Origin of the sequence: Deinococcus marmoris (assembly GCF_001949125.1) — a bacterium.
GTDB lineage: Bacteria > Deinococcota > Deinococci > Deinococcales > Deinococcaceae > Deinococcus > Deinococcus marmoris_A.
The window spans coordinates 183,135-209,419 of record NZ_MSTI01000077.1 but is presented as its reverse complement, the minus strand read 5'-3'; the positions used below and the strand labels follow the sequence as shown (position 1 = coordinate 209,419).

Genomic DNA, 26,285 nt, shown 5'->3' with positions numbered 1-26,285 from the left:
GGCGCTGGGCGAGAGGTGGGGCGGGGTTCACCGTTCCCGCCAGATCCCGACCATCCCTGCGGACATGCCGCCCCCAGGCCACGCGTGCGGCACAATAGGGCGCATGACCTCCTCACCACCTTCGATCCGCCCCGATGCCCGGCTGGTTCGCCTGCACGCCGAACGCGGCGATCCGCACGCCCGCCTTTCCTCCGCCCTGGCAGCGCTGGAGGGCGCGGAGTGGGGCCTGCTGCTGCCCGGCGAGGCGGCGCTGGCCAAGCAATTGGCCGCCATATTGGGCCAGGGAACCCTGCGCGTGGATTCGCGGCTGCGGCTGAACCGTGACTTCCTGGCCGTGGCCGGACTGGCCGCCGCACCGCTGGACGGCGACTGGCGCGGCGCGAAAGGCGTGTGGCTGCTGGAACCGGAGGCCGGGGACATCGAACGCGCCCGCCGCGCTGGCGTGCCGGTGATCGCCGACGCCACGCTGGCCCCCGGCGGCGGCTGGCTGGGCCTGGGCGCAGAGTTGATCGTGTACCGCGACGGGGCCACCCTGACCGGGCACGGCGACGTATCGCTGGCCGTCCTGTTCGGCGCAGATGCGGCCCCGGACCCTGTCACCGATCCCCCCAGCGAGCTGAGCGTGGCGCTGGCCCTGCGCGACGTGGCCACCCTGCCCCTGCGGCTGGCCCGCGCCGCCCGCACCGTGTCCACGCTGGCAGACCGCCTGGGAGGCGCGGCCCAGGGCGCTGGCCCCACCGCCCTGCTGCTGGCCCCCGACGCCGCCCCCGACACTGCCCAGCCCCCAGGCGGGGTGCAGGCCGCCGCCCGCAGCGTCCCCGCCGGGGTCATCCTGACTCCTGGCCTGGAGGACGTGGAATTGGCGCTGGCATTGCTCTACGGCGCGGCGGAACAGGAGGGGCGCGAGGAAGTGCAGGCCCCCCAGCCCACGCCACGGCAGGAGCAGCCGCGCGATGACGGTGATTCACGCCAGGGCCGCAATGAAGGCCGCCGGGACAGCCGCCGGGAGCGGGATGGACGGCGCGACTTCAAACCCCGCCAGGAGGGACGCAACGAGGACAGCCGCAGCGACAGCGGCCAGGGAGACCGCCCGGAGCGGGGAGACCGGCCCAGCACGCCCAATCAGGCCGAATCTGGTCAGAACCAGTCCAGCCAGTTCCAGTCCAATCAGACTCAGCAAAACCCTTCACAGTCCAGCGCCCCCGAACGCTTTACCTTCGACGCGCCCACCGCTCCTCCTTCTGCTCCACAGTCCACCCCCGCACAGATCGAGGAAAGCTGGGAGCCGGAAATCGTCTACAGCGCTTCAGAGCGTGCGCCCGTGCGCCTGCCCACGCCGGTCAGCTCTGGCCCGGATTACACGCCGCTGGACGCCGGGGTGCCGGACGTGCGCCACCAGCCCGAGCGCACGCCCGCGCCAGAAGACCACGACGCGGCGGAAAGTGCCTCGCAGAACACCGCCGCGCCCGAGTCCCCGGCTCCGCAGGAACAGTCCATGCGGCGCAGCAATGGGCGGCAGCGCCAGCCCCGGCAGGAACCGCAGGACATGCCCGATTCCACCCCGGTCATCCTGCCCCCCGATCTGCCCGCCGCCAAGGAAGACCCCGCCGCCAACCTCAGCGACGAGCAGGCCGCCGTGTACGCCCGCCTGCGCGAATGGCGCAACGCCGAGGCCAAACGGCAGGAAATCAGCCGCTTCATCATCGCCAGCAACGCCACCCTGGCCGAGATCGCCCGCCGTGTGCCCTACACCGACGCCGACCTGAAAGCCGTCAAGGGCATGGGACCGGAGCGCATGAAGAAGTACGGCGACAAGATTCTAGAGGTGGTGCGCGGCTGAGCTGAAGCGCCCCTGTCTGGCCCTCTTCCCGTGGAGAGGGCTTTTTTGCGCTCAGAAGTTCAGCCCTGATTCCCCTGCACGAAATACATCTGCGTCGCCGCCAGCCGTGAGCCGTGCTTGTCGAACACACGCCGCATGGCCGCATTCTCCGCCTCCGTGCCGCCAGCATGGGTGGCGAATTGCCGCGCCGCCAGCGCCAGCAGATGCGCGTGCAGGCGCGTGCCCAGGCCCTGACCACGAGATGGCGGCAGCACGCCGATCAGGTTGATGCTGGCGGTGTCCGGGCGTCCGCCGGGGCCGACTGCGCCCAGGGCGGCGGTCAATCCATCTGCGCCGGGCAGGGCAATCAGCGTCCAGCCGTCCGAGACTTCGAGGTCTGGCTGACCCAGTTGTTTCAACAGTTCGCGGATCTCGGGTTGATCCGCGTCAACGGTCTGCGCCTGCGGGTCCAGCGGGTAAGTTCGGGCGCGCAAGTCCGTTTCGTATATGACGTGCCGACTGTCCAGCACCCACCCGGCAGCCTCGAACGGCGCAGCCTGGAGCGGGGCGAGATTATCGTCGAGCAGGAGCCGCTGTTCGGGTCCAGCTTGCGCCAGGATCGCCTGGGCCAGTGCGATGACCGCCTCTTCCGGCACATCGGCCCGGAGGTTTGGAAAGACTGGAATCTGAGGCACGGTATTGATCAGCGCGTGCCCCTCCACACCCTTATCCGAGCGCAAGATCAGCGTGTTCTCCAGCTTGAGCTGTCCCCCAGCAAGGCGTTCGCGCAGGAAGGTCAGGCGTCCGGCGGCGTCCTCCCGGTCCACGATCAGGGCGACGAGATCGGGCAGGGTTTCGGCAGTGGCGGGCTGGACGGTGAAGGTGTTCATGGATGGCCTCTGAAAAGAGCCACTGGAAAAGACGCTTCCAGTGGCTCGGGGGATGACAGATTTAAAGTTCAGCTTCTGCGCCAGCTCAGCAGCGCGATGATCAGGGTGAAGGCGATCATGCTCAACACAGGAATGGTCAGGACCGGATTCAGGGCCGACAGTGCGCCCGCGCCCCAGATCGGCCAGGGGGTGTTGCAGGGCACCACGGTGGGGTCCACCAGAGCGCTGCACGCCTTGAGGGTGGCAATAACGTTCCAGTCTTCCAGGTTCTGGATCAGGGCCACCGCCCAGCCCACCGCCGCCAGCGGCAGCACATAGCGCCGGATCTTCAGGTCAGCGCCCAGCGCCGCGACGCCCAGAATGACCGCCAGCGGGTACATGGCGATGCGCTGATACCAGCACAGCACGCAGGGGCGAAAGCCCTGGACCTCGCTGAAGTACAGGCTGCCCAGCGTGGCGGCCAGCGCCACCAGCCACGCCAGATACAGACGGTTATCGCGGGTCATCATGCGGGTTTACTGCTGCGCGGCATCAACGGCCTTGCCGATGTCGTCGGGCGAGTAGCTGCCCTGTCCACTGGCCGCCAGCACCTGCTTGCCGTTCACGAAAATGGTGGGCGTGGAGTTCACGCCTGCGTCCTCCGCCTGCTTTTCCATGGCGTCCACACGGGCGGCGGTGGCATCGGTGTCCAGGCAAGTGGCGAACTTGGTCTGGTCGATGCCCTCGACACTGCCCGCCAGATCCTTCAGGCGGGTCTTGGTGGCCCAGACGGTGGTCTCGTCGCCCTGCGCGCGGAAGAGGATGTTCTTGAACGACTCGAAAGCGTCGTTGCCACCGTCGTCGAAGACGCACAGGGCGGCCTGCCCGGCCAGCTTGCTGTCGTCGGTGGGCAGCCGGGCATTCTGGGCCAGGAAGGGCCAGATCAGGGTGTAGATTTTGGCCTTGCCGGTATCGACGTACTTGGTCTTCAACTCTGGCTCGATGCTCTCGGTGAACTGCTTGCACACCGGGCACTTGAAGTCCTCGATGGTGACGATATTGACGGGCGCATCCGCCTTCCCAATGAACGGCACGCCGTCCAGCTTGAAGTTGGCGCTGAGGCCCTTGCCCGCGCCAGCAGCCGGTTTGTCGCGCACGGCGAAAAGGGCGAGGGCAATCAGCACCACGGCGATCAGTGTGCCGACCACCAGGATGATTCGGTTGGGGTTGTTTCCCTGAAGTCTGGTCATATGGCCCAAAGTTTAGCGCCCGGAGGTGAGGCGTATCCGGGCGCATGTCCTTAACGGCGGGCAGACGATCAGGCGGCCACACCCACGCGCCCATTTTGCCGCTCGCGCCGCCGCAGCCACAGCCCGATCAGTTGCCGCACCAGACTGAAGGCCAGTCCCGCCAGCATGGCGATCAGGGCCGAGCGCAGGAACGTGTCGTTGGAGGGCAGTTTCAGGGTGGGATCGAATTTGGAGCCAAAACGCGCCACCGCCAGCAGCGTACCGGCAAAGATCAGCCCGGCGAAGGGCAGCACCAGCACGCCGCCCGAATGCTTGACCAGCAGCAGCGCCATCAGCGCGCCGCCCACCAGCGGCAGGATGATCAGCCACTGCGCCGGAGGCAGCGAGGGGCTGAAATAGCCCAGGCCGCCCAGCAACAGCCCCAGATAACCGAACCCCCCGCCGAACTCGTCGGCCAGGATCACCAGGGCCACCCACAGCAGCAGGCTGTTCTGCCACTCGCCCGGGGTCCACATGAAATAGGCCAGCACACCCAGCACTGCCCAGCCGCCCAGCAGGCGCAGCAGGGTCAGAAAGCGGGCGCGGTGCGGGCGCTCCTGCTCGGCCCGGCTGGGCAGCGGGGTCAGCGGCGGCGCGGCGCGGGCGGGCGACGGACGGCCCAGCTCTTCCCCATCCGGGGACTTCGTCAGGTTGACCGCAGCGTCGCCAGAGGGCCGCGCCACCACCGTCCGGTCCACGTCTGCCGCCGCCGAGGAGGTGACTTCAGACGCCGCCTGCCCCCCCTTCGGCTGGACAGCTTCAGGGTGCGGATCAGACTGCTCGGGCGCGGGCGGTTTGGTCATGCTGCCCCCTTCTTATCACGGGGCTTAGCACGCGGCTTGCGCGCGGGGGCCGCGAGGACCAGTTCACGCTCCTCTTTCTTCGGCTTCGCCGCCACGATCCCCGGCACCCGGCTGAGGTATTCCCCGGTATAGCTGGTGGGATGGGCGGCCAGTTCCTCCGGCGTTCCGGTGGCGACAATCGTGCCACCGCGCACGCCGCCTTCCGGCCCCAGATCGATGATGTGATCGGCACGCTTCATCACGTCCAGATTGTGTTCGATGATGACGAGGGTGTTGCCGCCCTCCACCAGCCGATCCAGCACTTCCATCAGCTTGCGGACGTCCTCGAAGTGCAGCCCGGTGGTGGGTTCGTCCAGGATGTAGATGGTCTTGCCGGTGGCCCGCTTGCTCAGCTCGGAGGCCAGCTTGATACGCTGCGCCTCGCCGCCCGACAGCGTGGTGCTGGGCTGCCCGATCCGCATGTAGCCCAGGCCCACGTCCAGCAGAAGCTGCATCTTGCGCTCGATGTTGGGAATCGCCTCAAAGAAACCGTGCGCGTCCTCCACGGTCATGTCCAGAATGTCGCTGATGGTCTTGTGGTTGTACTTGACCTCCAGCGTCTCGCGGTTATACCGCGCCCCCTTGCAGACCTCGCAGGGCACGTAGATGTCGGGGAGGAAGTTCATCTCGATCTTCATGACGCCGTCGCCCTTGCAGTGCTCGCAGCGCCCGCCCTTGACGTTAAAGGAAAAGCGCCCGGCCAGATACCCGCGCCGCCGCGCCTCGTTGGTGCGAGTAAACAGGTCACGGATCTCGGTGAAGACCCCGGTGTAGGTGGCCGGGTTGCTGCGCGGCGTGCGGCCAATCGGGGACTGATCGATCTCGATGACCTTGTCCAGATGGTCCATGCCCTCGATGCGGTCATATTTGCCGGGCGTGGTCTTCGCGCCGTTCAGTTCACGGGCCAGCGTGGCGTGCAGGATGTCGTGGATCAGGGTGCTTTTGCCACTGCCCGACGGCCCGGTCACGACGGTCATGATCCCCAGCGGAATCTCGGCGTCCACGTTCAGCAGGTTGTGTTCACGCGCTCCGTAGATGTTCAGCTTCTTGCCGTTGCCGCGCCGCCGCTTCTCTGGCACCTCAATCTTCAGCTCACCGCGCAGGTACTTGCCAGTCAGGCTGTTGGGATTGGCCTTGACCTCCTGCGGCGTGCCGACGGCCACCACCTCGCCGCCGTGGACGCCTGCCCCCGGCCCCATGTCCACCAGGTAATCGGCCTCCAGCATGGTGTCCTCGTCGTGTTCCACCACCAGCAGCGTATTGCCCAGATCGCGCAGGTTCTTGAGCGTGCCGATCAGCCGCCCGTTGTCCTTGGGGTGCAACCCGATGCTGGGTTCGTCCAGCACGTACAGCACGCCGGTCAGGCCAGAGCCGACCTGGGTGGCAAGGCGGATGCGCTGCGCCTCGCCGCCGGACAGGGTGTTGGCGGTGCGGTCCAGCGACAGGTAGTCCAGCCCCACGTCCACCATGAATTTGAGGCGGGTGCGAATGGCCTTGAGGACCGGGACGGAAACCGCCGCGCCGAAGGCGTTCTGCACGTACTCGTAATGGCGAGGCGCATGGGCGCGGGCCGTGCCGCCCAGATGGCCCTTCAGGTAAGGGGCGATGGCGTCGTGGTCCAGAGCGCCGTCCTGCAACTTCCCGAAATAGGCGTCCGCCTCCAGCACGCTCATGCCGCCCACCTGCGCGATGTTCAGGCCACCCACGCGCACGGCCAGAATCTCGGGCTTGTAGCGGGTGCCGCCGCAGGTGGGGCAGGGGCTGAGTTCCATCAGTTCTTCGAGCTTCTCGCGCATGAAGTCCGATTCGGTGTCGGAGTAACGGCGCTCCAGATTGGTGATCACGCCCTCGAACTCGGTCATGAAGCGCATGGTTTCCTTGCCGCCGCGCTTATAGACCACCTCGAACGGCTGGCCAGGGCCATGCAGAATGGCATTTTGAGCCGTAGCGGGCAGTTCGCGCCACGGCGTCTTGAGACTGAAGTCCAGATGCTCGGCCAGCGCCTGCAACTTGTCCCAGTAATACACGCCGCCGCCCGTGCCCTTCTTGCTCCAGGGCAGAATCGCGCCTTCCGCCACGCTGAGCTTGTCGTCGATCACCAGATCCGGGGAGAACTCGTTCTTGGTGCCCAGGCCCGCGCAATCGCCGCACGCGCCGTAAGGCGAGTTGAAGGAGAAGGAACGCGGCTCCAGTTCCTCAAGCACGCTGCCGTGTTCGGGGCAGGCGAACTTCTCGGAGTACAGCTCCTCGTGCGCGCCGCCGTCCTCGCCCGCGTCCGGCATGAGAACGCGGAGCAAACTCTCGCCGCGCCGGAGTCCGAGTTCCACACTCTCGGCAATCCGGCTGCGGTCCGTCTCGCGCAGGGTCACGCGGTCAATCACCACATCCACGTCATGCTTCTCGAACTTTTCCAGCTTCAGTTTCTCGGCCTCGTCCAGCTCGTACAGCGTGCCGTCCACCCGCACCCGCGCGTAGCCCTCGCGGCGCAGGTCGCCGAACAGTTTGCGGTACTCGCCCTTGCGGCCACGCACCACGGGGGCCAGCAGAATAGCGCGCTTTTCTGGAAACTCAGTGATCAGACGGTCTGTGATCTCGCTGGGACTCTGTTTCTCAATCTTGCGTCCGCAGATCGGGCAGTACGGCGTGCCGACGCGGGCGTACAGCAGGCGCAGGTAATCGTGAATCTCGGTCACGGTGCCCACGGTGCTGCGCGGGTTATGGCTGGTGGTGCGCTGATCGATGGAGATGGCGGGCGACAGACCCGTGATGCTCTCCACGTCCGGCTTTTCCATCAGGCCCAGGAACTGCCGCGCGTAGGCCGACAGGCTTTCCACGTAGCGGCGCTGGCCCTCGGCGTAGATGGTGTCGAAGGCCAGCGTGCTTTTGCCACTGCCCGACACGCCCGTAATCACGATGAATTGATCGCGCGGCAACTCCACGGTGATGTCTTTGAGGTTGTGTTCCTTCGCGCCGCGCACCACTAGATTATTTTGCAAGGTAGGTCGCTCCCTTCTTTATTGGAAAACGCGGCCAGCACGTCAAATTGCGCCGCTGATGATTCTGTCGGATGCGTAAGAGATGCCAGCCTCTCCGCTCTGAAACGGGATATTCTAGCAGGTCAGGGCAGGATGGGGATAGGGCGGGAAAGGGACTGTGAAGAGTGGCTGAGGTGAATGGGGAGCTGCCACTAAAACCCCTCTCCTGCGGAGCTGTGCCAGCCAGTCGGCTTTGCCGCCAGCTCCCCTCAAAGGGAGCCAAGAACTGCAAAAGACCGTGCAGATCAGCAATCACCTTGCCTCCCTTCTAAGGGGAGGTGCCCCGGAGGGGCGGACTTGCAAAGCTGCGGAGCAGAGGGGTTAAGCCGTGGCAGCCACCCATTCACCCCACTCGCCCAATTGTCCTGCAACCTCTCCCCCATTTCCCTGCCGCCTGATAAGCTGTGCCTGATGTTGCGGTCCCAGCGCCGCGCCCGCAGAACACGCGGGCATGAGGGCGCTGAGGGCTGCGGATAGGCGGTCAGACAGGTTTTTACCCAGTTTGAACCCGTGCAAAGGAGTTGGGTTGTGGCGTTTCGGGATGTACTGAATATTGAGGTCAATGCGGGCAATGGTGGCGACGGTGCAATGAGTTTTCACCGGGCCAAATACATGGAAAAGGGCGGGCCGGACGGCGGCCACGGCGGACGCGGGGGCAGCATCATCCTGCGGGCCATCGAGGGCGTAGAGTCGCTGGAACGGCTGCTGGGCCGCCGCAAGTTCAAGGGTTCCAACGGCGCATATGGCGAGGGCCGGTTGCGGCAGGGCAGCGACGGCGAGGACATCTACATCGACGTGCCCGTGGGCACCACCGCCTTCGATGAGGACAGCGGCAAGGTCATCGCCGATCTGGTGCGCGTGGGACAGGAAAAAGTGGTGGCGCGCGGCGGGTACGGCGGGCGCGGCAACAGTACCTTTGCCAGCAGCACGCGGCAGGCCCCCCGGTTTGCCGAGCTGGGAACGCTGGGGCAAAAGCGCCGCGTGCGCCTGGAACTGCGCCTAATCGCTGACGTGGGGCTGGTGGGCTATCCCAACGCGGGCAAGAGCAGCCTGCTGGCCGCACTCTCGCGGGCCAATCCAGCGATTGCCGAGTACCCGTTTACCACCCTCTCGCCCATTCTGGGCGTGGTGGACCGCCGGGACGAACACGGCACCCAGATCGAGGAACGCTTCACGCTGGCCGACATTCCCGGCATCATCGAGGGGGCTTCTCTGGGCAAGGGGCTGGGACTGGAATTCCTGCGCCACATCAGCCGCACCCGCGTGCTGGTGTACGTGCTGGACGTGACCCGCAACCCCGTGGAGGAACTGCGCGCCTTGCAGGCCGAATTGCGCGCCTATGACCCCACCCTGCTGGAAAACATCGCCCTGGTCGCCCTGAACAAGGTGGAACTGGTAGAAGAGGATCTGGGCGTGATGGTGGAGGACGAACTGGCCGAGTTCGGCTTGCCCGTATTGCGCGTCAGTGCCAGGGAAGGCAACGGGCTGGACATGCTGCGCGAAACGCTGTTTCAGATGATGCCGGACCGCGAACTGTGGGCGCAGCAGAACGCCCTGGAAATCGAGTCCGACGAGGTGCGTGAGGAGGGACTGACGGTGACCTTCCGTGAGGACGCACCCGCCAGAGGCGTGGGCATTGTCACCACGGGCGAGAACGAGCGCGTCTGGGAAATCCAGGGCGGCGGCTTTGAGGAACGCATCTCGCGCTTCTCGCGCTATATGGAGGACGCCGCCGAGTACCTGGGCGGGGTCTTTAAACGCCAGGGGCTTTACAACGCCCTGAGACGGGCCGGGGCGCGCGAGGGCGACACCGTGGAAATCGGCAACTTCCGCTTCGAGTATTTCGACGACGAGGCCGATAAGCACTGACCGCCAACCACAGCGGGGGCTGGAGCGTTCAATTCGCTCCAGCCCCCGCTTCCTTTTCGCCCCGCTCAGTCTTTCTTCTCCTTCTCGTCGCGCCTGTCCAGCTTTTTCACCACGCCCTCGCTCCACTTGCGGCCCTCGTCGCCGCCCCACAGCATCCACGCGACAAAGCCGTGCGAGGGCTTCTCGTCGCCCTGGCCAGTCTCATCCAGATTGTCCCCGGCGTGGCGCGGGAAATATTTTGCGACGTGGCGCACCTCGTCCTCGGTCAGTTGGCCGCCGCCCGCGAGTTGATCGGCCATGTGTTCGCCGACCTCGGTGCCGCCGAAGCCGTATTCGTCGCGCAGTTCCAGGGCCTTTTTGGCGTTGGCCTGCACGGTTTTGGGGATGGAGAGGTCGATGTCAGCCATGCCCCACCGTGCCACCCCGGACCGTGAGAAGAAGGTGTGTTCCCGCCCCAAATCAAGAAACCCTTCAGACCTGCCTGAGCCACAGGGCCGGGCCGGAGGTTGACCCACAACCCGGACAGTATTTTGTATGACCCTGCGGTGCATAGTGGGGGCAAGATGCGGGAAGCCGTTGCACATGCCATTTACGCCGGGGCCACAGCCAGAATCAGATACCGCTGGGCCGGACCATGACGCGCAGTCCGCAGCCCGGCGAGGCCCTGACCCTTTCCGGGGCGGATGGGGAACGCTGGGCCGAACTGGTGGAACTGTACGAGTACCGGGTGGCCGATACCCTTCAGGGCAGGGTCCCGCGCGGCGGGCGGCGCTCGCTGGCCGACCTGCGGGAAGAACTGCTGGGCGCTCCGCTGGAAGCGGCCCTGCACCGAAGGCTGCTGGAAGCGGACCGGGAGTATCTGGCCCACCGCAAATCGGCCCGCCCCCCGCAGCCCACACCTGCCCCCGTGCCGCCGCCGCCCGCCCTGTGGGACGCTCCGCTGGGGGGCGAGTCCGCCGAGTCGCGGGCATGGCAGGAACTGCACCTGCTGGCCTGGGGCGACGCGGCGCACGCCACCCTGCGGACTTACCTGCCCATCTGGCAACGTGAACCCAGTCTTCTGACCCTGCGGGTGCTGTACACCGCGCTGGAAAACGCTGAACGGGCCGGACAGGCAGGGCTGTCCGGGCAGGTCTCCTTCCCGGTGCCCGCCGTGCGCGACCCGCTGACCGATCTGGACAATCCCCAGGTCTTGCAGGTGCTGACCGAGGCCGTCGTCGCCCTGCTGGTGCAACCGGACGGACGCGGACGGCTGGAGCTGGCCCTCTCGCAGGTTCACGAGGTGCCCTTTCCGCGCCACCCGGATGACGACGTGTTGCAGGCCAGGATAGAGGCCGCCGGGCGTGAGCCGCTGGCCCCGCAGGCCAGGGACACGCTGATTCAGGCGCTGCGAACCCTGCATCCGGCCCCCAGGGACCCGCGTGAACGTCCGGCCATCCGCGAGGCCGCGCGGGCGCTGGCGCACAGCCTGGAGCCGCTGCTGAGCAGTGGCCCGCAGGCCACCCTGGGCGGCGTTCCCCAGCACAGCGTGCTGTACGCCGCCCAGCCGGGCACGGCCCTGGACGCCCCGGACGACGCCGCCAGCGAACTGGTCATCTGCCTGCCAGGGGGTCAGGCCACGCACTGGCGCGGCACCGACTTCCGCTGGCAGCCGCTGGGGGCGCAGTGGCAGCTTCAGGCCGGGGAACAGATCGCGCTGCTGCGGCCCCAGGCCGAGGCTGCCGAGCGGGGCCTGACGCTGGAGTTACCGCAGATTCGGCTGCGGGCGTTCGTGAGCGGCGCGTACCTGCTGCTGCGCGCCCAGAGCGGTCCGCAGGAAGACCTGACCCGGCTGACCTCGCTGGGCCGCGTGATCGCGCTGCTGCTGGACCCAGCCGACAACTACGCGGCGCTGCGCCTGACCCGCGCCGCCGCCCAACTGCTGCGCGTGGGCCGCATCGACACAGACTCGGTGTCGGCCAGCAGCGCGGACAGATACGCCGGGGCTGCCCCGGACGCGCTGCACAATTTCGCCCGTAAGGGGGCCGAGATCCTGTGTGGCCTGCTGGCCCGCAGAAGCACACCGGGCATCCAGCAGGCCATCCACGACGCGGCGCGGCCCCTGGGTCTGGGCGGCCCCCTGACTGGGCATCTGGCAGCGGCATTGACCGTGGCCGCCCATCACCTGGAAACTCCACCCAGCGCCCTGCGTCATAGCCGGGTGGACCTGCCTGAAGACGGCACAGCCCTGTGCGTGGAACTGCGCGACGATCCCCCATTAATCCTGCACTTCGGCGCGCGGGCCGTGACCCTGCGCCGCGATTTCCGGGGCCAGTGGACGGCCCTGCTGCCCGGGCATCCAGCACTGACCCTGCAAGACCTGACCGTGACGCGCGGGCCGGGCTTCAGCCTGATCCTGGCCCGCCACGACGGCTGGCTGTCCGCCGCCGCGCCCCCAACGAACGAATCGCCCAGCGAGAATCCAGAGCGGTCATGACAGCCCAGCATCATTGCCCAGAGACGGACGGCAGCCGACACTGACAGCCGCAGATAGACGCACCAGATAGCGAAATAGAGTTCGCGCCTCTCCTGCCGGAAGGCTTCGGCAGGGAAATCGGCTTGCAGGCAACCAGCCAAGGCGTGCGCCCGTGAAGGTGCGAAATAGCCCACCAGATCGCAGAAAATGATGGACCGGCGACGCGCCGCCGCACGTTCCTCACAGCCGGCTCATAAGCTGCTGGGGCGGGGAGGTTAGGGTTGACAGCGAAATGATCCGTCCTCTTCTGACCGTGACCCTGCTGGTGGGTCTGTTACTTCCAGGCCAGTCCCAGGCTGTGCCGGTAAAGCTGGACAGCTTGCCGCTCTCGGTGGAACCCAACGCCAAACTCCTGACCCTGAACCAGGCTGGAATTCGCGCGGCCTTCCCCTCGGCGGCGGGTCGCCCGGACGCCGTTTTCATGACCGAGGACCGCAAGGTCAGCGTGGCCTTCGAGTGGCGAACCAGCAAACTGGCGGCCAACGAGGTGGAAAAACTGGTGGCCCAGTTCCCCGCCGTGATCCGCGCGCAGGTGCCCAACGTCAAAACCCTCAAGGCCAATCTGGTGCAGATGGGCGGCTCGCCGTGGGCGCAGTTCGTGTTCACCACGCCCAGTCAGGCCGACGACCTGCGCCGGGAGCTGATGGTCACCAGTGCTGGGGGCCGCATGCTGGTGGTCACCATCGCCGGGAACGTCAAGGACTACTCCCGCAACGAGGCCGTGATCCGCAACCTGACCAATAGCGTCCGCCTGAACTGATTCTCAACCAGAAATCAACGGCCATAGGGTCTGGAATCCATCTCCGCGCGGTCTGCGTTCAGATGGATTCCAGATTTTTTGTGCTGAGCAATAGACGCGTTCAGGTCAGAGCCAGACGGCCCGATACCGCTGCCCAGCACAGGCTTCAATTGAAGGGTGTCAGGAGCTTCTGAAGAAACTCAATGACGCTCTCCCCTGCCCCGGACGCCTGCAAACCCCTACTTCTGGACGATCCACTTGTCGAGCAGTTTCTGATACTCGCCGCTGGCCTTCATGCGGGCCAGCGTTTTGTTGGCGGCGGCGGCCAGATCACTGTTTTTGGCAAAGACCATGCCGTAGTCCTCGGCGGCCAGATCCTTGCCTGCCTGCTGAAACTGCCCCGGCAGGCGCTTTTGCAGGTCGGTCACGGTGGGCGCGTCTCCAACTAGGGCCACGATCCGCCCGGCCTGAACATCGGCCAGCCCCGCCGCGAAGTCATCGTAGACTTTGAGGGCCGCGCCCCTGGACTTCAGCGTGTCGTCGGCCACGTACTGCCCGGTGGTGTTGGCCTGCACGCCGATGGCGGCACCTTTGACGTCGGCGGGCCAGGTGAACTTCTGCGGGTTGCCGCCCTTGACGATAAAGACCTGCGCGCTGCGGTAATACGGGTTGCTGAAGGCCACCACCTTGGCCCGCTCGGCGGTGATGGTGATGGCGCTCATCGCCATGTCCACCCGCCCGGACGTGACCGACTGCGGCATCAGCGCCCCAAAGCCCGCCGCCTGAATCTGGAGCTTGACGCCCAGGTCCTTCGCCACCGCCCGCGCGATATCGACATCGAAGCCGGTGATCTGCCCGGTCTTGTCCTTGAACTCGAACGGGGCGAAGGTGGGATCGGTGCCCAGCACCAGCACGCCCTTTTTCTTGACCTCGGCGACGGTGGTGGCCCCGGCGGCAGATAATACGGAGGCGGCGAGAGCCACGGCAAGCAGAAGGGCGCGTTTCATGCCCACAGGATAAAGCGGGCGGCGGGGACGCTAGCCTCTTTTGCATGGACTGGCCTGCCCCTACTGATTTCGTGTATGGCGAACCCCTGCCACCGCCCGCCGACTGGACGCGCTCCGGCCTGCTGATGACCTTCAATCTGGAATGCGCGGGCTGCGTGTCGCGCGGCATCCCCTTTCTGAAAAGACTGCACACGGAGTTCGGAGGGCGGGTCAATCTGCTGGCCCTCCACACCAGCCACGGCCACCGCCCCCTCCCGCGTGAAGAAGTCAAACCGACGCTGATCAAGTTTGCCCGCGACTTCGCCAGACTGCCGTTTCCCGTCGCTCTGGACACGTCCGGCGATCTGGCCCGCGCGTGGCAGACCGAGGGCACGCCGCACTGGTTGGCCTTCGCCCCTGGCGGCGAGTTGCTCCGGAGCGTGTACGGCAGCCAGGAGAACGCCCAGACCCGCCTGCACTATCTCTTGGAAGAGTGGGCTGGCCCAGATTCAAAGCCGCATGGGGAGATCGCGTAACCGCTTTCCAGTCAGCGCAAACACCGCGTTCGCCACCGCTGCGCCCACCGGGCCGATGATCGGCTCGCCCATGCCGTAGGGCGTGTCGCCACTTTCCAGCAGGTCCACGTCGATCTGTGGCGTCTCACGCAGGGTCAGCAGCGGGTAGGTGTCGAAGTTGGCCGACTCGATCATGCCGTCCTTGACGGTCAAGACTTCATGCAGGGTGGAACTGAGGCCCATGACCACCGAACCCTCGGCCTGCATCTTCGCGCCCTGCGGGTTGATGACCATGCCTGGATCGACAGCCACGCTCATTCGGTGAACGCGAATCTGGCCGTTCTCCACTGAGACCTCGGCCACCTGAGCGCTGGCGGTGTTCACGTCCAGACCGCAAGCAATGCCGCGCGCCCGGCCTGCGGGGGGAGGCGTGCGCCAGCCTGCGCGTTTTGCCGCCTGCTCCAGCACGGCACGCAGCCGTTGGCCGTCCTCGGTATCCGGCAGATTGTTCAGGCGAAAGTCCAGCGGGTCCATCTTCGCCGCGTGCGCCAGTTCGTCGGCAAAACTTTCTACCGCAAACGTGTTGGGAAACACGCCCAGTCCGCGCCAGAAGCCGGTGGGAACGGGCAGGGCCTCGCGCCGGTTGGTGACGTGGTAGGCCGGAATGTCGTAGGGCATGAACAGGCCCAGCACGCCACCCGGATCGAAGCCGATGGTGTCTTTCACGAATTCCGGCATGCTGGCAGGCCAGATGATGTCGCCGCTGGCCGTGAACTGCTCGACGCCCAGAATGCGCCCCTCGCTGCTGACGCTGCCGCGCAGGATGTGGTGCGATGGCGGGCGAAAGAACGCCTGCTGCAAATCCTCCTCGCGCGTCCAGCCGACATGCACCGGCCTTCCCGTCGCCGCCGAGAGCCGGGTGGCCTCCACGGCGGCGGTCTGCCCGGCCTTGCGCCCGAAGCCACCGCCCAGTTGGGTGGGGTGGAGCAGAATCTCGCGGTCCTTGCCCAGCGCGGCGTGAATGTCGTCCATGACTTTCTGCGGGTACTGGGTGGCGGTCCAGACCTCAATTTTGCCGTTTTTCCCCGGTGCCACCTGGGCCAGCGCCGCCAGCGGTTCCAGATGCGCGTGCGCGACCAGCGGCGTGCTGTACTCGGCCTCGATGCGCGTTCCCTGTTTCAGCGCCGCGCCGACATTGCCCCGGCGGCGCACCACCACGCCCGCCCCGGCCCTGACCTGCGCGTCGATCTCGGCCTGATTGACGTTGGTGCCGCCCTCCCAGCGCAGATCGAGTTTCTTCACGGCATTGCGGGCGCGGGTTCGGCTGTCGGCCACCACGCCCGCGAAGTTGGCCTTCAAGTCGATGACCACCTTGCTCACGCCGGGCTGAGCGGACGCCCCTCCCGCAGTGGCCGCCGCCAGCGTCGCGCCGTAGCGGGGTGGGCGGGCCACCGCGCCGTACAGCATGCCGTCCACCCGCGCGTCGTAACCGTAGGAGCTGAGGCCCATCACCTTGTCGCGGAAGTCCACACGCGGCATGGCCCTGCCAATGCGCTTGAAATCCTTGCGGGCCTTGAGGCGGGCGGGCTTGTCGGGCAGCGTCCACTCGCCCTGCTTGCCCTCCACGACTTTGCCGTAGCTCAGGGTGTCACGCCGCCCGGCGATGAAAAACTGCCCACCCGCCGCCGTCAGGTTTTTGGCTGGCACACCCAGTTGCCGCGCTGCTTCCTCACGCAGCAGCTCGCGCAACGTGGCGGCGGCCTCGCGCAGCGGCGTGTACAGCGCATTGACCGAGTTGGAGCCGAAGGTGAACATGGTGCCGCCCGCGTACCCGCGCGCCGTATCGGCCTGTTTCACCGTGAGTTGCTCAGGCTTGACCTCCAGTTCCTCGGCGGCGATCTGCGCCAACGCGGTGTGGATGCCCTGGCCCATCTCCATCTTCGGGGCGTAGAAAGTGATGCCGCTGGCCGTGACCTCGAACCACAGGTCCGGGTTGAATGGCGCTTCCTGCGGCCCGGTGCCGTTTTCCACGACATACTCCACCAGCGCCGGGCGGCCCGCGTTGAGCGCCAGCGGCACGCCCACCACCAGCACACCTGCCGTGGTGCCCAGCCCGATCAGCACCCGGCGGCGCGTGACTTTTTTGCGGAGAACTTTATTGGGCTTGAGGGTACTCACAGCCCGCCCCGCTTCAATTCCGCCGCCCTTGCCACGGCCTTCCGCACGTTGTTGTATCCCCCGCAGCGGCACAGGTTGATGCCTGCGCTGTCATCGATCTGCTCGGGCGTGGGAGCAGGGTTGGCGTTGAGCAGCGCCACCGCCGACATCACATGCCCCGGCAGGCACCACCCGCACTGGAGGGGATTTTCCACGAACGCCTGCTGAACGGGGTGCAGAGTCACCGCGCCGTCCCGCCCGGTCCTCGCCAGTCCTTCCAGAGTGGTCACGGCCTTTCCAGCCACGCTCGCCACAGGGGTCAGGCAACTGCGCGTCACCTGACCGTCCACCAGCACGGTGCAACTGCCGCAGATGCCGATGCCGCAGCCGTAATGCGTGCCAGTCAGGCCCAGTTCGTCGCGCAGCACCCACAGCAGCAGCTCGTCCTCGCGCTGGACCTGCCGCGTCTTTCCATTGACCTGTAATTGCATGGGCCACCTCCGTGGACCCAACATAGCGGGAGGGGGCCAAAAGGACGGGGCGCTGCCCTGCAAAACAGGCAAAAAAAGTCCCCTTTCGCGGCAGAAAGGGGACCATGAGGTTTGCCGTGTTGCTCAGAACGTGGTTTCTCTGGGAAAGAAAATGCCTCTCAGCCCAGGCGTTTGGCGGCCCGGTCCGACAGCACGTCCACCAGATGCGCGCGGAACTCGGCGCTGGCAAAGCGGTCACCCAGCATGTCCGCGCCCTCCACCAGCCCGGTCCCGGCGTCCTGCCCGGCGTTCAGGCGTTCTTCGAGCTTGGGCAGACGCGCCGCTTTCTCTGCCGCTCCCGTGTAGGCCGCGCGAATCTGGCCGTCGGCATGCCGGGCCATCGCCACGCCCACGATGGCGTAGTGGCTGGCGGGGTGACGGTACTTCTCGTACACGCTGGCGGTAATCCCTTTGGGAATGCGGATGTGAGTGAGCAGTTCGCCCGCCTCCACCGCACTCTCGAACATGCCCAGGAACATCTCGTCCGCGCCCACGGTGCGCTCGCCGCCCAGACCACGGATGACAAATTCCGCGCCCGTCGCCAGAGCCGCCGCCGGATAATCCGCGCTGGGATCGGCATGCGCCAGAGAGCCGCCGATGGTTCCCCGGTTACGCACCATCGGATCGCCCACCCAGCCCGCCACTTCGGGAAACAGGGGGAGGTGGCTACGCATTACGTCGGCGTGTGTGGTCATCGCACCCACCACGTAGAAATCGCCGTCTTCCTTGATGCCTTTGAGTTCTTCCAGATTGAAGATGTCCAGCAGCGCAGGCGGCTGAGCCAGCCGGAGTTTCATGGCGGGCAGGAGCGAATGCCCCCCAGCAATGATCTTCAACTCGGGATTGTCGGCCATTGCCTTGAGGGCGGCGTCCACGCTGGCGGCTTTTTGATAGTCGAAATTGGCTGGATACATTTTTGCCTCCGGCAAGTTGATGGTTGAAAGGAGATGGTTGATGGAGAACGGCAGAGGGTCAGTCTTTTTCCATCAACCATCTGCCATTGACCATCAACCGATCAGTCGTCCGCTGCCTGCCCCATGCCTGCACGCGAGTCCCGGATGGCCTTCCAGACCTTCTCGGCGGTGTAGGGCATATCCAGATGCTCGATGCCGCACTCGTGCCACAGCGCATCCAGCACGGCGTTGGCGACGGCGGAGCTGCTGGCAATCGTGCCGGACTCGCCGATGCCCTTGACGCCCAGCGGGTTGTGGGGGCTGGGGGTGACGGTGTGGTCAATCTGGTACATCGGCAGATCGTCGGCGCGCGGCATGGTGTATTCCATGTAGGAGGCGGCCAGCAGGTTGCCTTCCTCGTCGTATGCGCCTTCTTCCCACAGCGCCTGACCCGCGCCCTGGGCGATGCCGCCGTGAACCTGCCCCTCCACGATCAGGGGGTTGATCAAAGGCCCGCAGTCGTCCACACAGCCGTAATTGCGGAGGTCCACCTTGCCGGTATCGGTGTCGATTTCCACCACGGCCATGTGCGTGCCGAAGGGATACACGAAGTTCTTGGGATCGTAGAAGGCGGTGGCCTCCAGCCCCGGCTCCATGCCCTCGGGCAGGCTGTGCGCCAGATGGGCCATCAGCGCCACGTCAAAGAAGGTCTTGGACTTGTCTGGCGCACCCTTGATGCGGAAGACGCCGTTCTCGTGTTCCACATCTTCCTCGGAGGCTTCCAGCAGGTGCGCGGCGATTTTCTTGGCCTTGGCGGTGATCTTCTGGAGCGCGACTTTGAGGGCGCTGCCGCCCACCGCCGCCGAGCGGCTGCCGTAGGTGCCCCAGCCGTAGGGCATCCGGCCCGTGTCACCGTGAACGAGGTCGATGTCCTCAATCGGAATCTGAAGCTCGTCGGCGGCAATCTGCGGGAAGGCGGTTTCGTGGCCCTGCCCGTGGCTGTGCGAGCCGGTGAACAGCTCCACCTTGCCGGTGGGGTACACGCGCACCAGACTGCTTTCCCACTGCCCGGCCTGCGCGCCCAACTGGCCCACCAGGGCGGACGGCGCGAGGCCGCAGGCTTCCACGTAGCTGATCACGCTGACGCCCAGAATCTTATTGCTGCCCTTCATGCGTTCCTGCTCGGCGCGCAATTCGGGGTACTTCATCATGTTGAGGGCCATGTCCAGCGCGGGTTCGTAGTTTCCGCTGTCGTAGACGAGGGCAACAGGCGTCTGGTATGGGAAATCTTCGGGCTGGATGAAGTTCTTGCGGCGGAACTCGGCGGGGTCTTCACCCAGCGCGTGGGCCATCGCGTCCACAGTGCGCTCAATGGCGTAGGTGGCTTCGGGCCGCCCTGCACCACGGTAGGCGTCCACCGGCACGGTGTTGGTCATCACGCCCTGCACCTTGACGTGGACGGCGGGCAGCTTGTACACGCCGTTGCAAAGCGTTCCATAGAGATACGTCGGCACGGCGGGCGCGAACAGCGTCTGGTACGCGCCCAGGTTCGCCAGCGTGTTTACGCGGAAGGCCAGCATCTTGCCGTCCTTGTCCACCGCCATCTCGGTTTCGGTTTCGTGATCGCGGCCCTGCATGTCGCTGACGAACGCCTCGGAACGCCGCGCCGTCCACTTGACCGGGCGGCCCATCAGGCGGGCGGCCAGCAGCATGATGACCTCTTCCTGATACTGGAAGATTTTGCTGCCGAAGCCCCCGCCCACGTCCGGGCTGATCACGCGCAGCTTGTGTTCGGGGATGTTCATGACGAAGGCCGCCAGAATCAGGCGGTGAATGTGCGGGTTCTGCGAGGTGGTGTACAGCAGATATTCGCCGCTGGCCGGGGTGAACTGAGCCAGCGAGGCACGCGGCTCGATGGCGTTGGGGATCAGCCGCTGGTTCTTGAGCTTGAGCTTGACCGTCTTGTGCGCGACGTTGAACTGCTCCTGAACGGCGGTGGCGTCCCCGATTTCCCAGTTGAAGGCCACGTTGCCGGGCACGTCGTCGTGAACGACAGGCGCACTCTCGGCAATGGCTGCGCCTGCGAAGGCCACAGAAGGAAGCGGCTCGTAATCCACTTCCAGCATGGCGGCGGCGTCCTCGGCCAGCGCACGGGTCTCAGCCACCACGACGGCCACGATATCGCCCACATGGTTGGCTTCCGTCAGCGCAATCGCCGGGTGCGCGGGCGTCTTGAGTTCCGGGAGCAGCCAGCCCACCGGAATGCTGCCGATGCCCGCATCCACGATGTCCTGCCCAGTCAGCACGGCTTCCACGCCGGGCATGCCCAGCACGCTGTCCTTGTTGATGCCATTAATCTTGGCGTGCGGGTACGGGCTGCGAACCATCGCGGCGTGCAGCATCCCCGGAATGACGATGTCATCGGTGTAATTGCCCGCGCCGGTAATGAAACGCGGGTCTTCCTTGCGCTTGAGGGCCTGTCCGAAATACTTGTCGGTTTTTGATTCGTTGCTGGTCATGGGGTCGCTCCCTGTGTTCGGCGTCTAAGGGTCAAGGGTCTGAGGGTCCAAGAAAAGAGCGAGGGATAGATATTTCTGAGCTTTCAGCCCTTAGCCCCTTTGACTCTCGAACCCTTAGACCTTCTAGTCGTCCGCTGCCTGTCCCGACTGCCCGCCCTGGGCCATGATCTCCGCCGCGTGCTGCACGGCCTTGACGATGTTGTGGTAGCCGGTACAGCGGCAGTAGTTGCCTTCCAAGTGGTAGCGGATTTCTTCCTCGCTGGGGTTGGCGTTGTGCTTCAGGAGTTCCGCACTCGCCATGATCATGCCGGGGGTGCAGTAGCCGCATTGCAGGCCGTGTTTTTCCCAGAAGCCAGTCTGGAGGGGATGCAGATCGCCGGGCGTGCCCATGCCCTCGATGGTCTTGACGTCCATTCCATCGGCCTGGACGGCCAGCACGGTGCAGCTCTTGACGGCCTCGCCGTTCACATGCACGGTACAGGCCCCGCACTGGCTGGTGTCGCAGCCGACATGCGTGCCGGTGAGCAGCAGGTCCTCGCGTAGAAAATGGACGAGAAGGGTTCTGGCCTCTACATCACGGGTGTAGGGTTTGCCGTTGACGTTGACGGTCACGTTCATGGGTGCCTCCTGCCGAAGCTGGCTCAGGTGAGTGGAGATGCCGGGTAAAAATGAGGTGGACGCCAGCCGGGGGCGTCTCATCTGGATTGTCTGACCGTTCATATTCAAGCACACAACGCACGCACTCTGCTGTACTCCAGCGCCCACCTGTACGGCCCTGCCTGCTGGGCGGGCCAGAGCAGGGACGGGCGCACAGACTCCGGTCCCCGCCACATGATCAGACAACGGTTGCCACGGGTACAGCTCTGTCTCAGAGACGGTGTACAATTGTTCAAAGCTGGTTTACTGGCCAGTACTTCAACTCGTGAATTCGTTCACAGGAGCATGTCGATGAAAACCCTGATCCTCGGTGCCGGTTATGCAGGTCTGGCCGTCGCCACCAAAATGAAGCCCTACGCTGGTCTGGAAGCCCTGCTGGTCGAGCAGAACGCTTTCCATACCTTTGAAACCCGCCTGCACGAGGCCGCCGCACACAACACCCGCGTGACCCTGCCGCTGGCCCCGCTGCTGCGCGGCACGGGCGTGGAGCTGGAGCAGGCCAGCGTGGAGGGCGTCAACCTCGACGAGCGCGAGGTGACCCTGAAAGACGGGCGCGTGCTGACCTACGACACCCTGGTGGTGGGCCTGGGCAGCGTGACCAACTTCTACCGCATTCCCGGTCTGGCCGAGAACGCCAGCGAACTCAAGCAGCTCAGCGACGCCGATGACATCTTCAATTTCGTCAACCGCGCTTTCAGCGGTGAGTTCAAGGGTGTGCGCGACATCGTGGTGGGCGGCGCGGGCCTGACCGGCGTGGAACTGGTCACCGAGCTGGCCCAGCGCGCCGAACTGCTGAGCAAGGCGCGCGGCCTGCCCCCCATGAACATCTATCTGGTGGAAGCCGGACCCAAGATCCTGCCCGTGCTGGACGACGCCCTGCGCGGCAAGGCCCAGCGCACGCTGGAGGAGTACGGCATTCACATCCTGACCGGCCACCGCCTGATGCAGGCCACCGCCGACAGCGTAACTGTGCAGACGCAGAGCGGCGAGCAGAAGGTCATCCCGGCGGGCAAGATCATCTGGACCGGCGGCATCCAGGCCCGCGACGTCCTGAAAGGCGAGAAGCTGGAGAAAGGCCCCGGCGGACGCGTGGCCGTGGACGACAAGCTGCGCGCCAGGGGTTACCCCGACGTGTTTGTCATCGGTGACATGGGGCTGGCGCTGAATCAGGAAGGCAAGCCCGTGCCCACCACCGCCCAGCACGCCGGGCAGCAGGGCCGCCTGACGGGCAAGAACCTGATGCGTCTGGCGAAGGGTGAGGAGATCGAGACCTACGAACCCACCACTCTGGGCGAATTCGTGAGCCTCGGCGGCCTGATGGCCGTGGGCTGGATGAAACTGCCGTGGAACCAGAAACTGGCGATCACGGGCGGCATCGCCCACGTCATGAAGCGCGCGAGCGAGTGGCGCTGGCGGGCCAGCATCGACTGATCGACTGAACTCTTTACCAGCCCTCTCCCCCACGGAGAGGGCTTTTTTGGTCAGTTGCGCCCGCCCGGCAACCACGGAAATCCCCAGGTATCCGCGTCAGCCTGTGCGTCCACCTGCGCCGCGTCGTGTGTTCGTACCGGCAGGGGAAAATCTATGGGAGTGACAGGCAGGCTCCACAGCGGCTGGACGGCATTGGGATTGACCCAGTGGGCTTCCAGCACCCTGCCCACGCCGGGCCAGTCCTAGGCGGGCATCTGCTCGAAGCCGTCTCTGGGCAGCACGTAGACGAAGCCGGGGGACAGCAGATCGCGCCCATGCTCCGGCGTGGGACTATCTGATGCGAACGATAGAAAGTAGCGCATGGGGGTCCAGCCCGGACCGTCTGCGAGTTGCAGGGCCATATTCAGGATTCGCCGCACCCGGCTGCCCTTCAGCGCGTACATCATGGCCCACAGCCCAACTGAGGCGGCATACACGCCTGTGCGCTTGCTGAAGTCGTCCGGGCTGCGGTCAGAGGGCGTGCGCGGCTCAAAGCTGCTGATTCCTCCCTGCTGGGAGCCGTGCAGCCCACGCCGCCGCGAACGCGGCCATATCGCTTCTTGGCAGATCATGTTCTGGAGCCTCCAACATCCATTCGTGCATGGGTTCAGGATAGGCGGGCCGGGCGAATAAGCTCCAGGCCAGATGGCAGACGACTCCAACCAGGGCCGCAGCCTGAGCGAGGCCCGCACCGACTGGGCCGAGCGCCGCACCGCGCTGGCTGCCGGGCGAACTTTTGCCGCGTGGGGGCGCACCGCCCTGTCCTGTATCGGCGTGGGGCTGGCCGCCATCCGGCTGTTTGGCGATCTGGAACCGCGCTGGCTGCTGCGTGTGCTGGCCGTAGGACTGGGGGTGCTGGCGCTGGCGTTCGGCTTCCGCAGCTACGGCAAATCTGCCCGCGATCTGGAGCAGAGTGGGGAGCATACGGTGTCCCTGTGATGGTCGGGGCTGGGCGTCGCGGGAGTGTTTCTGGTGTGGTGACTGGTACAGCCATGAAGATGCCCCCAAGCCAGAGTCGGCCAGGGGGCATCTTCAGTGAACGGGTTTACTTCGCGGCGGCGTAGCGCTTGGCGACTTCATCCCAGTTGACGACGTTCCAGAAGGCTTCCAGGTAATCGGGGCGCTTGTTCTGGTAGTTGAGGTAATAGGCGTGTTCCCACACGTCCACACCTAGGACCGGGGTGCCGCTGGTCCCGGAGATCGCCTCGCCCATCAGGGGGTTGTCCTGGTTGGCGGTGCTGACCACGGCCAGTTTGCCGTTCTGCACGACCAGCCACGCCCAGCCGCTGCCGAAGCGGGTCTTGGCGGCGTCCTCGAACTTCTTCTTGAAGTCCTCGAAGCTGCCGAAGGCGTCATTGATGGCGGTCATCAGTTCGCCGTCCGGCTGCGTGCTGCCCTGGGGTCCCATCACGGTCCAGAACAGGCTGTGGTTGGCGTGGCCGCCCGCATTGTTGCGCAGGGCCGTCTTCTTGTCGGCAGGCACGCTGTCCAGTTTGGTGATCAGTTCCTCGACGGGCATGTCGGCGAACTCGGTGCCTTCCAGCGCCTTGTTGGCGTTGTCCACGTACGCCTGATGGTGCTTGTCGTGGTGGATTTCCATGGTGCGGGTATCGATGTGGGGGGCCAGGGCGTCGTAGCCGTAAGGCAGGGGGGGAACTTGGTAAGCCATAACAGGGTTGCTCCTTGCAAGCCGAAGCTGGAGGTCACGCACGGTGCGCACACTCCCATCGGAAAAACTTGGCTCCAGCTTACGCGCAGGCACCGGAAGCCTGAGAAATCATGAAGTTTTAGGTGATCCTAAAATGAGAGGGTTTCCCTGATGTGCGCCGTGAAGACTGGAGGCAGCACCCACCATCACTTTGCTCTAGCATGGGCCGCGTATGCGTTCCCCCCTGCCCCGCGCCGTGTTGACCCGTCTGGAAACGGGACGGGTGGTGGTCCTCAGTGTGCTGGTGGGGGCGCTGGTGGGCGGCCTGAGCATTCTGCTGCGCCTGCTGCTGGAAGCGGTCCTGCGGCTGGGAGCGCTGGTGACGGGCTACGCGCCCCCCGGCACTCCTGGCGAGGGCGGGTTGCTGATGGCCTTTGGCGACGCGTTGCCGTGGGGGCTGCTGGCACTGCCAGTGGTGGGGGCGCTGTACGCGTGGCTGGTGCCTGCGGCAGCGGGGGACGCGCTGGGCCAACTGGTGCGTGGCTACCACGCGCGCGGGCAGTGGCCCTCACCCCTGATCCAACTCCGCACGCTGCTGGGCACGGTGCTGGCCTACGGAACAGGGCTGCTGGTGGGCCGCGATTCGGCCTTTACCATCACTGGGCAACTGGGCGCGCGGCTGCTGGGAAGATTTACACGGCTGGACGCTGTGGAGGCCCGCACGCTGACCCTGGCCGGAGCGGCGGCAGCGCTGGGGGCCGTGCTGCATGCGCCACTGGCCGCCGCCGTATTGATTGCCGAAGTGCTGTACCGCCGCTTCGAGTTCGAGTTCGAGGTGGTCATGCCCTGCGTGCTGGCCGCCGTGGCGGGAACGGCGGTGTACGGGCTGGCCTTCGGGTTCACGCCGTTGCTGAGCGTGCCGGTGCTGGGCGTCCCCTCCTCAGCCCAGCTTCCGGCGTTGCTGGGAGTGGCGCTGGCCGCGACGCTGGCCGGATGGCTGTCGCTACTGGCCGTGCGCGCCGTTCCCGAAAGCTGGGCAAGTGGCAAACTGCGCCCGCTGCTGGGCGGGCTGTTCGGGCTGCTGACTGCCGCCATCGCCTTTTACGGCACCCCCGCCGTGCTGGGCGACGGCAGCGGCTGGGTGCAACTGGGCGTCTCGGATTTCGTGGGCGCAGACGGCGGCGTGGCGGGCGCGTGGCGCTGGCTGCTGCTGGCGCTGGGCGCGCGACTGGCTTTTGGCGGCGGCGTGCTGCCCTCGGTGGGGGTGGGCGGGCTGATCGGCGCGGGGCTGGGCAGCCTGCTGGGTGTGGACCCGGCGCTGTCCACCCTGATCGGGCTGGTGGCCTACCTGACCGTGACCCTGAACGTGCCGCTGGCTGCCACACTGCTGGCGGTGGCCTGGGGCGGCGAGGCCCTGCTGCCCAGCGCGCTGCTGGCGGCTGGACTGGCGCACGTCCTGAGCGGCACGGACGGTCTGGTGCCGGGACAGGTCCGGGCACGCGCCCAGAGTGGCGTGCATCAGGGTGGGCCGGGATTGATCGGTGGGCTGGCGCAGTTGCCGGACTCGGTGCGGTTTATCCCCCGCCGCGCCGTGGAACCTTCCGCAGAAGCGGCCCAGGACGCGCCCGCTGTTCCGTATGACGGGCTTCCCACGCCATCTGCCGAGGCACTGCCCGATCTGCCTTCTCTGCCCTCCAACGAGCGCGAGCTGTACCGCCGGGGCGTGCCGCCGGGCTGGCGCGGCGCACGCCTGAAACTGCTGAGCCTGCCGCCCGGGGTAGAGGTGGTGGGCCTTGTCCGCGACGGCACGGTGCGGCTGCCCCACCCGGAAATGCGCCTGACCACCGACGACGAACTGGTCTTCCTGGCTCGCCCGGACGCCTACGCCGCGCTGGAGGGCCTGCTGAGACTGCCGGGGGCCTGAGCTTGAGCT

At 66.1% G+C, this 26,285-nt stretch carries 23 protein-coding genes; 8 read left to right on the top strand and 15 right to left on the bottom strand.

Annotation, left to right across the window (positions count from 1 at the left end):
• Positions 1-103 precede the first annotated feature (103 nt).
• Complete coding sequence (locus tag BOO71_RS12585; protein ID WP_075832818.1) at positions 104-1,840, top strand: HRDC domain-containing protein; 1,737 nt, start codon at positions 104-106, stop codon at positions 1,838-1,840.
• Positions 1,841-1,899: 59 nt separating this feature from the next.
• On the opposite strand, the gene BOO71_RS12580 is transcribed toward BOO71_RS12585, so the two are convergent.
• The 5 genes from BOO71_RS12580 to uvrA all read right to left on the bottom strand — a co-directional run bounded on the left by BOO71_RS12580 (position 1,900) and on the right by uvrA (position 7,815).
• On the bottom strand, positions 1,900-2,709 hold the full coding sequence (locus tag BOO71_RS12580) for a GNAT family N-acetyltransferase (RefSeq protein WP_075832816.1): 810 nt from the start codon (positions 2,707-2,709) through the stop codon (positions 1,900-1,902).
• 68 nt (positions 2,710-2,777) lie between these two features.
• Positions 2,778-3,215, bottom strand: coding sequence for a disulfide bond formation protein B (locus tag BOO71_RS12575; protein WP_075832909.1), 438 nt, complete (start codon positions 3,213-3,215; stop codon positions 2,778-2,780).
• A gap of 9 nt (positions 3,216-3,224) precedes the next feature.
• A complete protein-coding gene (locus BOO71_RS12570; protein WP_075832814.1) occupies positions 3,225-3,938 on the bottom strand; it encodes a DsbA family protein in 714 nt (237 codons plus the stop codon).
• Between the two features lie 68 nt (positions 3,939-4,006).
• Positions 4,007-4,780, bottom strand: a complete 774-nt coding sequence (locus tag BOO71_RS12565) for a hypothetical protein (protein ID WP_075832813.1) — start codon at positions 4,778-4,780, stop codon at positions 4,007-4,009.
• Positions 4,777-7,815, bottom strand: coding sequence for an excinuclease ABC subunit UvrA (gene uvrA / locus BOO71_RS12560; RefSeq protein ID WP_075832811.1), 3,039 nt, complete (start codon positions 7,813-7,815; stop codon positions 4,777-4,779). Before uvrA ends, BOO71_RS12565 begins: the two co-directional genes overlap by 4 nt.
• 567 nt (positions 7,816-8,382) lie before the next feature.
• On the opposite strand from uvrA, the gene obgE reads away from it, so the two are divergent.
• Positions 8,383-9,723, top strand: coding sequence for a GTPase ObgE (gene obgE, locus BOO71_RS12555; RefSeq protein ID WP_075832809.1), 1,341 nt, complete (start codon positions 8,383-8,385; stop codon positions 9,721-9,723).
• A 65-nt stretch (positions 9,724-9,788) separates the two neighbouring features.
• Here obgE and BOO71_RS12550 read toward each other — a convergent pair whose 3' ends face one another.
• Entirely contained in the window at positions 9,789-10,130 is a 342-nt protein-coding gene (locus tag BOO71_RS12550) for a DNA-binding protein (protein ID WP_075832807.1), read from the bottom strand.
• 227 nt (positions 10,131-10,357) lie between these two features.
• Here BOO71_RS12550 and BOO71_RS12545 point away from each other — a divergent pair, with 227 nt between their 5' ends.
• Together BOO71_RS12545 and BOO71_RS12540 are read left to right on the top strand one after the other, a co-directional pair.
• Positions 10,358-12,199 carry a hypothetical protein gene (locus BOO71_RS12545; RefSeq protein WP_075832805.1) on the top strand — a complete coding sequence of 614 codons (1,842 nt, stop codon included), beginning with the start codon at positions 10,358-10,360 and terminating at the stop codon, positions 12,197-12,199.
• Positions 12,200-12,470: 271 nt separating this feature from the next.
• Positions 12,471-12,998 carry a hypothetical protein gene (locus tag BOO71_RS12540; RefSeq protein WP_075832803.1) on the top strand — a complete coding sequence of 176 codons (528 nt, stop codon included), beginning with the start codon at positions 12,471-12,473 and terminating at the stop codon, positions 12,996-12,998.
• A 218-nt stretch (positions 12,999-13,216) separates the two neighbouring features.
• Here the strand turns inward: BOO71_RS12540 and BOO71_RS12535 are convergent, their stop codons facing one another.
• Entirely contained in the window at positions 13,217-13,984 is a 768-nt protein-coding gene (locus BOO71_RS12535) for an ABC transporter substrate-binding protein (RefSeq protein WP_075832801.1), read from the bottom strand.
• Between the two features lie 44 nt (positions 13,985-14,028).
• Between BOO71_RS12535 and BOO71_RS12530 the strand changes: the two genes are divergently transcribed.
• The gene (locus tag BOO71_RS12530) at positions 14,029-14,499 is read left to right on the top strand and encodes a TlpA family protein disulfide reductase (RefSeq protein WP_075832799.1); all 471 of its coding nucleotides are present in this window, start codon (positions 14,029-14,031) and stop codon (positions 14,497-14,499) included.
• Here the strand turns inward: BOO71_RS12530 and BOO71_RS12525 are convergent.
• From BOO71_RS12525 to BOO71_RS12505, 5 genes are all read right to left on the bottom strand, one after another.
• On the bottom strand, positions 14,473-16,656 hold the full coding sequence (locus BOO71_RS12525; RefSeq protein ID WP_075832797.1) for a xanthine dehydrogenase family protein molybdopterin-binding subunit: 2,184 nt from the start codon (positions 16,654-16,656) through the stop codon (positions 14,473-14,475). The genes BOO71_RS12530 and BOO71_RS12525 overlap by 27 nt on opposite strands.
• Positions 16,653-17,126 carry a (2Fe-2S)-binding protein gene (locus tag BOO71_RS12520; RefSeq protein ID WP_075832795.1) on the bottom strand — a complete coding sequence of 158 codons (474 nt, stop codon included), beginning with the start codon at positions 17,124-17,126 and terminating at the stop codon, positions 16,653-16,655. The genes BOO71_RS12525 and BOO71_RS12520 overlap by 4 nt, the downstream gene beginning before the upstream one ends.
• A 158-nt stretch (positions 17,127-17,284) precedes the next feature.
• On the bottom strand, positions 17,285-18,079 hold the full coding sequence (locus tag BOO71_RS12515) for an FAD binding domain-containing protein (RefSeq protein WP_075832793.1): 795 nt from the start codon (positions 18,077-18,079) through the stop codon (positions 17,285-17,287).
• Between the two features lie 101 nt (positions 18,080-18,180).
• Entirely contained in the window at positions 18,181-20,577 is a 2,397-nt protein-coding gene (locus tag BOO71_RS12510) for a xanthine dehydrogenase family protein molybdopterin-binding subunit (protein ID WP_075832791.1), read from the bottom strand.
• A 123-nt stretch (positions 20,578-20,700) separates the two neighbouring features.
• The gene (locus BOO71_RS12505) at positions 20,701-21,195 is read right to left on the bottom strand and encodes a (2Fe-2S)-binding protein (RefSeq protein ID WP_075832789.1); all 495 of its coding nucleotides are present in this window, start codon (positions 21,193-21,195) and stop codon (positions 20,701-20,703) included.
• Between the two features lie 330 nt (positions 21,196-21,525).
• On the opposite strand from BOO71_RS12505, the gene BOO71_RS12500 reads away from it, so the two are divergent.
• Positions 21,526-22,665, top strand: coding sequence for an NAD(P)/FAD-dependent oxidoreductase (locus BOO71_RS12500; protein ID WP_075832782.1), 1,140 nt, complete (start codon positions 21,526-21,528; stop codon positions 22,663-22,665).
• Between the two features lie 50 nt (positions 22,666-22,715).
• On the opposite strand, the gene BOO71_RS28775 is transcribed toward BOO71_RS12500, so the two are convergent.
• Positions 22,716-22,895, bottom strand: coding sequence for a hypothetical protein (locus BOO71_RS28775; RefSeq protein ID WP_254843141.1), 180 nt, complete (start codon positions 22,893-22,895; stop codon positions 22,716-22,718).
• Between the two features lie 12 nt (positions 22,896-22,907).
• Complete coding sequence (locus BOO71_RS28770; RefSeq protein ID WP_254843140.1) at positions 22,908-23,276, bottom strand: hypothetical protein; 369 nt, start codon at positions 23,274-23,276, stop codon at positions 22,908-22,910.
• Between the two features lie 73 nt (positions 23,277-23,349).
• On the opposite strand from BOO71_RS28770, the gene BOO71_RS12490 reads away from it, so the two are divergent.
• Entirely contained in the window at positions 23,350-23,643 is a 294-nt protein-coding gene (locus tag BOO71_RS12490; RefSeq protein WP_075832780.1) for a YidH family protein, read from the top strand.
• A gap of 106 nt (positions 23,644-23,749) precedes the next feature.
• On the opposite strand, the gene sodA is transcribed toward BOO71_RS12490, so the two are convergent.
• Positions 23,750-24,373: a superoxide dismutase [Mn] gene (sodA, locus tag BOO71_RS12485; protein WP_075832777.1), complete on the bottom strand. Its 624-nt coding sequence runs from the start codon at positions 24,371-24,373 to the stop codon at positions 23,750-23,752.
• Between the two features lie 211 nt (positions 24,374-24,584).
• Here sodA and BOO71_RS12480 point away from each other — a divergent pair, with 211 nt between their 5' ends.
• Positions 24,585-26,276, top strand: a complete 1,692-nt coding sequence (locus tag BOO71_RS12480; protein ID WP_075832775.1) for a chloride channel protein — start codon at positions 24,585-24,587, stop codon at positions 26,274-26,276.
• Positions 26,277-26,285: the final 9 nt, after the last annotated feature.